Source organism: Roseovarius gahaiensis, from assembly GCF_011601345.1.
Classification (GTDB): Bacteria; Pseudomonadota; Alphaproteobacteria; order Rhodobacterales; family Rhodobacteraceae; genus Roseovarius; species Roseovarius gahaiensis.
In genome coordinates this window covers 1-8382 of record NZ_JAAORB010000067.1, presented here as the reverse complement: position 1 = coordinate 8382, position 8382 = coordinate 1, and the positions used below count along the sequence as shown (strand labels likewise).

The 8382-nt window shown below is 62.6% G+C and carries 9 protein-coding genes; 4 read left to right on the top strand and 5 right to left on the bottom strand.

Annotated features, from left to right (window positions below):
* The first annotated feature begins 312 nt into the window (after window positions 1-312).
* A complete protein-coding gene (locus HAT86_RS16500) occupies window positions 313-780 on the top strand; it encodes a two pore domain potassium channel family protein (protein WP_167200479.1) in 468 nt (155 codons plus the stop codon).
* A 284-nt stretch (window positions 781-1064) separates the two neighbouring features.
* Here HAT86_RS16500 and modC read toward each other — a convergent pair whose 3' ends face one another.
* From modC to HAT86_RS16475, 5 genes are all read right to left on the bottom strand, one after another.
* Window positions 1065-2150, bottom strand: a complete 1086-nt coding sequence (modC, locus tag HAT86_RS16495) for a molybdenum ABC transporter ATP-binding protein (protein WP_167200476.1) — start codon at window positions 2148-2150, stop codon at window positions 1065-1067.
* The gene (gene modB, locus HAT86_RS16490) at window positions 2147-2842 is read right to left on the bottom strand and encodes a molybdate ABC transporter permease subunit (RefSeq protein WP_167200473.1); all 696 of its coding nucleotides are present in this window, start codon (window positions 2840-2842) and stop codon (window positions 2147-2149) included. The genes modC and modB overlap by 4 nt, the downstream gene beginning before the upstream one ends.
* Window positions 2843-2848: 6 nt before the next feature.
* Window positions 2849-3625: a molybdate ABC transporter substrate-binding protein gene (gene modA, locus HAT86_RS16485; protein WP_167200470.1), complete on the bottom strand. Its 777-nt coding sequence runs from the start codon at window positions 3623-3625 to the stop codon at window positions 2849-2851.
* 66 nt (window positions 3626-3691) lie between these two features.
* Entirely contained in the window at window positions 3692-4063 is a 372-nt protein-coding gene (locus tag HAT86_RS16480; protein WP_167200467.1) for a winged helix-turn-helix domain-containing protein, read from the bottom strand.
* A 43-nt stretch (window positions 4064-4106) separates the two neighbouring features.
* Window positions 4107-5057 (bottom strand): GlxA family transcriptional regulator, encoded by a 951-nt coding sequence (locus tag HAT86_RS16475; RefSeq protein WP_167200464.1) that lies wholly within the window; start codon window positions 5055-5057, stop codon window positions 4107-4109.
* Between the two features lie 78 nt (window positions 5058-5135).
* Here HAT86_RS16475 and HAT86_RS16470 point away from each other — a divergent pair, with 78 nt between their 5' ends.
* From HAT86_RS16470 to HAT86_RS16460, 3 genes are all read left to right on the top strand, one after another.
* On the top strand, window positions 5136-6050 hold the full coding sequence (locus HAT86_RS16470) for a BKACE family enzyme (protein ID WP_167200461.1): 915 nt from the start codon (window positions 5136-5138) through the stop codon (window positions 6048-6050).
* Window positions 6051-6129: 79 nt separating this feature from the next.
* Window positions 6130-6642, top strand: a complete 513-nt coding sequence (locus HAT86_RS16465) for a lipocalin family protein (RefSeq protein ID WP_167200458.1) — start codon at window positions 6130-6132, stop codon at window positions 6640-6642.
* Between the two features lie 14 nt (window positions 6643-6656).
* A complete protein-coding gene (locus HAT86_RS16460) occupies window positions 6657-8078 on the top strand; it encodes a carnitine 3-dehydrogenase (protein ID WP_167200455.1) in 1422 nt (473 codons plus the stop codon).
* Window positions 8079-8382 lie beyond the last annotated feature (304 nt).

Genomic DNA, 8382 nt, shown 5'->3' with positions numbered 1-8382 from the left:
CCCGTCGACGCCGCCCACCGCAAACCAGATCGTCAGCAGGATGCCGATGCTTAGGACGCCCCCGCGCGGGACCGTCACGGCGACCGGAAGTTGGCGTGAAGAAACCCGCCGAAGCCATCATCGTGACGTCAGCCCTTTCGGGACATTCCGTCAACCTCAACCAGCGGCGGGCGTCTTGCCGCGCTTGAGCCAACATGAATCAGGTTTCACCGCAGCCCCAAATGATGCAAGGCTATTCCAAACAGCAGAACTTGCGCGTCGATCGAGACGATGTACGCCTTTACGAATGATGGGAAAAAGGATTGGCGAATAATGTTTGACCAATTGCTGCTTGGGTCTGCCATCACGCTTGTCTCCTTGGTGGTAGGCGCCTCGCTGTGGTGGGCCCTGAACGCGATTCTCTTATGGATGGAACCGTGGCTGCGCCGCCCTCCACGTCAGGTGAAATCTCTGGTTATCATATTGATGGTGGTCTGTTCGACAATGTTCATGATAACTTTCGGCGTTTGGCTATGGGCGATCGTTTTCAGACAAATCGGCGCTTTCAGCACCTTGGAGGAGGCCGTCTACTATTCGTTGGTCGCCTACACGACTTTGGGTCTTGGTGATGTGGTTGTACCGCAAGAGCAACGGCTGTTGGGCGGCATGACCGGGTCGAATGGTTTTCTGATGTTTGGTCTCATGACCGCCATGGTCACAGACACGCTGCGCGATGTTCGGGTGTTGCACCAGAATTCGCGCGATCAAAACGTGGAAGATACTGGCGTATCAGGCAGATGAATGCGACTGAATACGGGTGCGCGACAACGGGCCCGTTTGTTAACAACTGTACTCATCCGACCCTCGAAAATGCTGCACGAAGAACGAATGACCGGTCTGGTGATTGCCGCGCGGCAGCGGAAACGTTGGCCAACGGCCGCTGTGGACTGAGCACGTCACGAACGGCGATCACAGTTTGCAAGTTTGCACCGTCCTTTACCTGCGCATAGCTGACGCTCGCACCTTCGCCGGACGGCGGATGGACACCAGAGGCGATTTGGGAAACTTGTGTCAGGCGCAGAGCACTAGGCCGCGCCGCCGCCGATATCCTCGGGGGCGATGGCCACGGTTTTGACAATCGCATAACAGGTCGCGCCCTCGGCCAGTTCCATCGCCTTGGCCGAGCGTTGCGTCACCCGCGCCAATAGGCGCCCTGCCGGGGTGGACAGGGACGCAATCGCCCCCGGACCAGCCCCGGCGCGTAGGTGTTCAATGGTGCCCGGCAGGATATTCAGCGCCGACAGGCCGTGGGGAGCGTCGCGTGACAGCACCACCTCTTGTGCGGCGATGCGAATGCGGATCGGTTGCCCGATGCCATGCGGCACCCGTGGCAGGAATAGGGGTATGCCGCCCGCGTCCAACTCGCTCAGCCCGTCCTCGTGATGCGCCACCACCCGCGCCGCCAGAACGGCCCCTGCGGCCCGTGTGCCCAAGGGTGTCACCGTGGGATCACCCAGCACATCCGCAGCGGGGCCTTGCGCCGCGACGCGCCCGTCTTGCAAGGCGACAACGGTTGTGGCCAGCCGCGCCACCTCGGCGGCGGAATGGCTGACATACAAAATCGGCACGGACAGTTCGTCGCGCAGGCGTTCGAAATACGGAAGAATCTCGGCCTTGCGGTCGTCATCCAGTGCGGCCAGTGGCTCATCGGCCAGAATAAGGCTGGGGTCTCCCAAAAGCGCGCGCCCGATGGCCACCCGCTGTTTTTCGCCGCCTGACAGGGCACCGGGTTGCCGATCCAACAGGTGCCCGATGCCCAGCATCTCGACCACGTGATCAAAGTCGCTGCGTGTGGCTTTGCGAAACCAGCGGCTGAATTTCAGGTTCTGACGCACGCTTAGGTGCGGAAATAGCCGCTCCTCCTGAAAGATGTAGCCCAGGCCGCGGCGATGCGGGGGCAGGTTCACGCCTTGCGCGCTGTCCAGCAAGGTTCGGCCCTTGACCACGACATGCCCGTCATCGGGGCGCAACAGCCCGGCGACCGCGTTGATCACCGTAGTCTTGCCCGATCCCGAACGCCCATAGAGCACGGTCAGCCCCGGTGGCACCTCAAAATCGGCATTCAGCGTGAAGTGCCCCAATCGGTGTTTAAGGCGAACCGAGACCGTCATGCGCGCGCCACCTTGTCGGCCACGCGCCGCGACAGCCATTCTGACAGGGCCAGCGCCCCGGCGGCCAAGACAATGGACAAAATGGCAAGGCGGGCCGCGCGGGTTTCGCCGCCCGGTGTTTCCAGCAGCAGGTCAATCGCCAGCGGGATGGTCTGTGTCTGGCCGGGAATGTTCGACACAAAGGTAATCGTCGCGCCGAACTCGCCCATGCCCTTGGCGAAGGTCAGGACCATGCCGGCGATGATACCGGGTAGGATCAGGGGCAAGGTCACTGTCATGAAAACCCACACGCGCGAGGCACCAAGCGTTGCTGCGGCCTGTTCAAGTTTCGGGTCCACCGCCTCGATCGACAGGCGCACGGCCCGCACCATGAAGGGAAACGCCATGACACCGGCGGCCAACACCGCGCCGGTCCAGCGAAAGGCGAAAGTCACGCCAAACTGCGCCTCAAGAAACCCGCCTACCGGGCCTTGGGTGCCAAAGGCCAGCAACAGCAAATAGCCGGTGACCACCGGCGGCATGATCAGCGGAAGGTGCACAAGAATATTAAGCGCCTGTCGTCCGGGAAACCGCCAACGCGCCAGCGCATAGGCCACAAAAATGCCCAACGGCATGCTGAACAAGGTCGCCCAGAACGCCACGCGCAGCGACAGGCGCACGGCGGTCCATTCGGTTGCGGTCAGCCAATCCATGCGCGCTTAGTCCGCGATCACCACAAAGCCCTGTCGCGCGAACGCGGCGCGCGCCTTGGGGCCTTGCAGGAAGGTGATGAAATCGGCCGCAGCCTTGGTGTCGCGACCAGCGATACCTGCGGCGGGGTAGACAATCGGCGGGTGGCTGTCTTGTGGGAAATGTCCGATAACGCGCACGCGGTCATCGGCGGCAGCATCGGTGGCGTAGACGATCCCGTAAGGCGCTTCACCCAACGAGACCAACCCCAACGCAGCCCTGACGTTCTTGGTTTGCACCACTTGCGTGGCGACCCCGGTCCAAAGGTTCAGATGCGTGAGCGCGGCCTTGCCGTATATCCCGGCCGGGACGGCCTCCACCGACGCCATCGCCAGCTTGCCGCCCGCCAGAAGGCTGGCCAGATCAAGATCGGGGGTTAGCGCGACCGGTTTGGCCTCGGCGTCATGGGCGATCAGCACGATACGATTTCCCAGCAGGTCAAATCGTGTGTCGGGGTCCAGCAGGCCGGCAGCCTCCAGCCTGTCCATCCAACCGGGATTGGCGGAGATGAACACATCCGCGGGCGCGCCTTGCTGAATTTGCCGCGCCAAGGCCGACGACCCGGCCAGCGACACCGACAGATCATGCCCGGTGTCTTCCTCGAACCCCTGTTCGATCTCGGCCATGGCGTTGGTCATGCTGGACGCGGCAAATACCGTAACGTCACCGGCTTGGACCGCAAACGGGGCGCAGACCGATAAGGCCAAAGCCCATCCAATGATACGCAAGGCGGGTAGCAGACCCATGCAATTTTCTCCAAAAGGCGATATTGTCTATCGGAAATAACGGGCGCAGCGGCGGAAATGCAAGCGTTATTTCCCGTTGGGAATATCGTGCAGCAGGCTTTGCAACCTTACAATATGCGCCGCCCCGGACTTCTGGGTGGTCTTTTCCAGTGCACGGAACTCGGCCAGCACGGTCTGGCCTGTCTCGGTTACAACCGCCCCGCCGCCCTTGGCCCCGCCGCGGGTGCTTTCGACGACAGGGGCGCGGAACATGGCGTTCATCGTGTCCACCAGTTGCCAAGCGCGTTTATAACTCATGCCCATCTCGCGACCGGCGGCGGCGATCGATCCGGTGCGGGCGATTCGTTCCAGTAACTCGGCCTTGCCCGGCCCCAACATCCCGTCGGGTGAAAAGTGCAGGCGCATGCGCAGCTTGGGAAATTCGGACTGGTCTGTCATGCGGGCGATCATGCCGCGTTATGACCGGGGGAACAAGCCGCGCTTAGCTGCCGCCGCGCAATTCTGATGGCGTCATCCCATAGCGTCGCCGCACGGCGCGGCTTAGGGCGGCGGGGCTGTCATAACCACAGCGCATGGCGGTTTCCGCGACGCTGAGCGTCGTTGTTTCCAGCAATCGCTGTGCCGCAGCCAGCCGCAGATCGCGGTAGACCACACCGGGTGGCGCGCCCAGCCGGGCGCGAAACCTGCGGTCCAATGTGCGGGGTTGGCACGACAGCGCACGCGCCACCGCGCTCAGCGGCATCGGGGTTTCCACGTTGTCACGCATCAGCGCCAAGGCCTGCCGCACCAACGGATCACTGACCGCCTGCCGCCCATGCGCCGCGTCAAGCGGCAGGTCGCCCTGAATGAACAGCGCTTCGGCTTCCAGCCGGATCGACAGGCCCAGATGATCGGCAATCAGCCCCATTGTCAGATCCAGCGCCGACATGGCCCCGGCGCAACTCCACCTTCGGCCATCCCGAAGGACGCGGGCCTGTTCCACCTCGATGTCTGGAAATGTGTCGCGGAAGGCATCCAACAAATCCCAATGGATCGTGGCGCGACGCCCTGTCAGCACCCCGGCCGAGGCCAGCAGCCACGGCCCGGCATCAAGGCCCACAACCGTCCCCGCCTTGGCCGCAGCATTGCGCAGCGCGCGGCGCGTGGCGGGGGTGTCATGCGTCTCGTGGGTGTAGCCTGCCAGAACCAACAAATAGTCCAGCGGGCCGATGTCGCGCAGCGCCGCATCGGGGACCACCTGCAACCCGCTTGACGACAGTGACGGCGCGCCATCACAGGTCAGGATCTGCCAGTCAAACGCCGGCTTGCGCGCCAAGGTGTTGGCGGCGCGCAACGGCTCAAGACAATTGGCCAGACACAGGTTTGAAAACGCATCAAAGACCAAAAGGCCGATGCGCACGGGGTTTGATCCGGGAATTGTCCAGTTCGGCATGATAATTGTCTGATACAGCAAGACATGCCCCGTCACCACCGCGATAGTATGACCACATCCCAGCCAAAGGAGGCCCCCATGCCGCTGTCCATGACCCGCGATGTTTTTATCACCTGCGCTGTCACAGGGTCCGGCGCGACGCAGGATCGCAGCCCGCATGTGCCGCGCTCACCGCAGCAAATCGCCGACAGCGCCATCGCGGCGGCCAAGGCCGGCGCCGCTATCGTGCATTGCCACGTGCGCGACCCTGAAACCGGCGCGCCCTCGCGTGATCTGCGGCTGTTTCGTGAGGTCACCGACCTGATCCGCGCCGCGGAGGTTGATGTTGTGCTGAACCTGACGGCGGGGATGGGCGGTGACATGACCTTTGGCGGGGTCGAGCAGCCGCTGCCGGTCAATCCCGATGGCACCGACATGGCGGGCGCCACCGAACGTCTGGCGCATGTCGCCGAATGCCTGCCAGAAATCTGCACGCTGGACTGCGGCACCATGAATTTTGCCGAATCCGACTATGTCATGACCAACACCCCCGGCATGTTGCAAGCGATGGGCCGGATGATCACCGCCCTTGGCGTCAAACCCGAGATCGAGGCGTTTGACACCGGCCACCTTTGGTATGCTAAGCAGCTTGTGGCCGATGGCATCCTTGCCCCCGACGCTTTGGTGCAATTGTGTATGGGCGTGCCATGGGGCGCGCCGGATGATCTGAATACCTTCATGGCGATGGTCAATAACGTGCCGCCCGACTGGACCTTCTCGGCCTTTTCGCTGGGCCGCAACCAGATGCCCTACGTGGCGGCGTCGGTGCTGGCGGGCGGGCATGTGCGCGTCGGGCTGGAAGACAACCTGATGCTGGATCGCGGCGTTCTGGCGGAAAACTGGCAACTGGTCGACCGCGCGGTGGGGATCATCGAAAACCTCGGCGCGCGGGTGATCGGCCCCCAAGAAGTGCGGCAGAAACTGGGCCTGACCAAACAGGCCCCCATCGGATAAGCGCGCAGGCCCGATTGGGCTATGCCTTTGGCCGGGCCATCGTGCAGTGTGACAGCACCTTGCAGAAAAGGATCAACCGATGAGTCGCATTGCCACCGTTTTGATCGGGCTGAGCCTGCTGACGGCGTGCGCCGACGCGCCCGCGCCAAACTATCGCGACACCGATCAGCCGCTGTCGGTCACCACCCGCCAAGATGCCGCGCGTCTGTCTGGGGAATGGCATGTGCGGGCCGCAACCCCCGGCGACGCCGCCCTGATCGCTGTCACATACCGCCCAGATGGGCCAGAGGCCTTTGCCCTGACACGCCGGGTTTGCAAGGACGGCGGCGCATGCGACATCCGCCGCCGTCTGTATCCGGCCACCCCTCTGGGGCCGAACCGCTGGTCGCTGCGACGCACGGGCGGGGCCGACTGGCAGATATGGGTGGTCTGGGTCGATGCCGATTATCGCACGGCTGCCATCGGCACCCCCGACGGAGGCTTCGGTTGGGTGTTGGACCGCGCCGCCACCGGCGGCGAGGACAGGGTCACCGCCGCCCGCGACATACTTGAGTTCAACGGATACCAAACCAGCGCCCTGATCCCGCGCTGACAGGAGGCACTGATATGACCAAAACGGCAGCGATCATTGGTGGCGGCGTTATCGGCGGCGGTTGGGCCGCGCGGTTTTTGCTGAATGGCTGGAACGTGCGGGTGTTCGATCCAGACCCAAGCGCCGAGGCGCGGCTGGCTGCGGTGTTGGACAACGCCCGCCATGCCCTGCCGATGCTGTACGATTTCGCCTTGCCGGACGAAGGGACGCTTAGCCTGCACAGCTCTATTGCCGATGCAGTGAACGGGGCCGATTGGGTGCAGGAAAGCGTCAGCGAACGGCTGGACTTGAAACATCAGGTCATCGCCGAGGTTCAGGCCGCCAATCCCGACGCACTGGTCGGCTCGTCCACCTCGGGGTTCACACCCTCGCAGCTTCAGCAGGGCGCGGCTGATCCGTCGCGCATCATGGTCACGCATCCGTTCAACCCGGTCTACCTGCTGCCCTTGGTGGAATTGGTGCCGTCGCCAGTCACAGACCCGGCATCGGTTGACCGCTGCAAAACATGGCTGACCGCATTGGGGATGTATCCGCTGCATGTTTCCAAGGAAATCGACGCCCATATCGCGGATCGCTTGTTGGAAGCGGTCTGGCGCGAGGCGCTATGGCTGGTCAATGACGATATCGCCACGACCGAAGAGATCGACAACGCGATCCGCTATGCCTTTGGTCTGCGCTGGGGCCAGATGGGCCTGTTCGAGACCTACCGCATCGCCGGGGGCGAGGCTGGCATGCGGCATTTTCTGGGGCAATTCGGCCCGGCGTTGAAATGGCCGTGGACCAAACTGATGGACGTGCCGGACCTTACCGACGCGCTGATCGACAAGATCGCACACCAGTCCGACGCGCAATCAGGCCACCTGTCGATCCGAGAGCTGGAGCGCACACGCGATGCCAACCTGATCGCCATGATGCGCGCCTTGCGTCAGCAAGACGCGGCCAGCGGGGCCTTGGTCAATGCGCATCAACAGACGATCCGCCAACCGTTGCCGGATCAGGTGCCGCTGGTCAGTAAAAACCGGGTGATCCCGTCGGATTGGACGGATGTGAACGGCCATATGAACGAAGGCCGCTACGGCCAGATATTTTCGGATGCCGCCGATGCTGTGCTGGATCATATCGGCGCGGGTGAGGATTACATCGCATCGGGCCTTAGCTATTTCACCGTTGAGACCGGCACCAAATACCTTGCCGAAAGCTATGCCGGGGAACGGGTGCAGGTGCAAACCCGCGTTACCGAAGGGCAGGGCAAGAAACTGCGCTGTGTGCATCGGATGATCCGCGCGGCGGATGGCGCGGTTCTGGCCACCTGCGATCAGCTGTTGATACATGTCAATCTTGAAACCCGCCGCAGCTGTGAGCCGGATCCGGGGGTGGCGGATCGGCTTGCCCGTTTGGCGGCGCGTCACGCGTCAGACGGATCGCTGGCTGAATGATTTCGGGTCTTTGGCGGGCGAGTGGCCAAGCGGGAAACGTATTTTCTGCCAAATGTGTCAAATGACATTGAAAACCGGACCGGTATGATCATTCAAAAATGACCGGCTATTGGGGTGGCCAAGCCTGCTGGCGGATCATTGTGACAGGCGGCGATTAGAACCGGTTGTCCTTTTCGAAGATATGCGCATGCTAGGGCGCAATGCAACAAACTTTCATCAGGGAGAAATGATCATGGCCGCACCCGGCGAGAACCTTCGGATCAATGGTGACAGGCTGTGGGACAGCCTGATGGAGATGGCCAAG

What these genes read in the sequence shown, in the direction of transcription:
- HAT86_RS16465 (WP_167200458.1), top strand. Translation starts at nt 6,130, where the DNA reads ATGAGTCGCATTGCCACCGTTTTGATCGGGCTGAGCCTGCTGACGGCG.
- modB (WP_167200473.1), bottom strand. Translation starts at nt 2,842, where the DNA reads ATGGATTGGCTGACCGCAACCGAATGGACCGCCGTGCGCCTGTCGCTG.
- HAT86_RS16480 (WP_167200467.1), bottom strand. Translation starts at nt 4,063, where the DNA reads ATGACAGACCAGTCCGAATTTCCCAAGCTGCGCATGCGCCTGCACTTT.
- HAT86_RS16460 (WP_167200455.1), top strand. Translation starts at nt 6,657, where the DNA reads ATGACCAAAACGGCAGCGATCATTGGTGGCGGCGTTATCGGCGGCGGT.
- HAT86_RS16475 (WP_167200464.1), bottom strand. Translation starts at nt 5,057, where the DNA reads ATGCCGAACTGGACAATTCCCGGATCAAACCCCGTGCGCATCGGCCTT.
- modA (WP_167200470.1), bottom strand. Translation starts at nt 3,625, where the DNA reads ATGGGTCTGCTACCCGCCTTGCGTATCATTGGATGGGCTTTGGCCTTA.
- modC (WP_167200476.1), bottom strand. Translation starts at nt 2,150, where the DNA reads ATGACGGTCTCGGTTCGCCTTAAACACCGATTGGGGCACTTCACGCTG.
- HAT86_RS16500 (WP_167200479.1), top strand. Translation starts at nt 313, where the DNA reads ATGTTTGACCAATTGCTGCTTGGGTCTGCCATCACGCTTGTCTCCTTG.
- HAT86_RS16470 (WP_167200461.1), top strand. Translation starts at nt 5,136, where the DNA reads ATGCCGCTGTCCATGACCCGCGATGTTTTTATCACCTGCGCTGTCACA.